We start from the raw sequence: 690 nt of genomic DNA, 5'->3' as shown, positions 1-690 counted from the left end.
GGCGACGCGAAAGTCGCCATCGATGAGATGCTGGCGTCGATGACGGCGGCGCTGGACCAGTTCGCTTTGCCCCCGTCCCTCCAAGCTGACGCGGCGGCTCTCGCGCTGGGCCAGCGGGTGCTCCAGGTGGCGCGGGAGCGGGTGCGGGATTTCGATTGACCGGTGCCCCATCCGTCCACCGTCCACCGTCCACCGTTCATCCGTTCACCAGGAACGCGGCCGCGACGCAGTGGCGCGGCGGCGCGCAGCGGACCTCCTCATCTGGCGCTCAGGCTGGCCCCCTTCCAATCCGCCGACTGCCATCGCTGGAACGCGCCCAGCATCGCGGCATCGCCGGCCTGGCGCTGCGGCTCCTGGCCGCGCTGTCCATCTCGATCCTGCCCGGCTGCGCGGCGCTGCAACCGCCGCCTGCCGAGCGATGGCCGGCCACGGATCCCGCGCCGGTCTACGCCGTCGAGGACATCCGCCCCGCGCCCGGCCTGGGCGGCGAGCTCGCGCCCGACCCTGCCTCGACCGAGCGCCTGCTGGCGCTGGCGCTGCAGGAATGGCAGCTCTGGGGCCGGGGCCGCTGGGACGCCGCCACCAACCTCACCGAACGCCGCCTCGACGAGCCCCGCGGCCTGGAGGCCGAGCCCTACCTCCACGCCCGGGTGCTGTTGTACTGGCTCGGCGTCAAGGGCGGCGACTACC

At 73.8% G+C, this 690-nt stretch carries 1 pseudogene; it reads left to right on the top strand.

Going from position 1 to position 690, the window contains the following annotated elements:
• Nucleotides 1–155 precede the first annotated feature (155 nt).
• Nucleotides 156–690, top strand: a pseudogene (locus tag FUT87_RS14055) (hypothetical protein); the annotation flags it as partial.

It is taken from the genome of Mitsuaria sp. TWR114 (assembly GCF_007997345.1).
The sequence above is the reverse complement of the archived record's forward strand: the minus strand, read 5'-3'. Positions and strand labels throughout refer to the sequence as shown.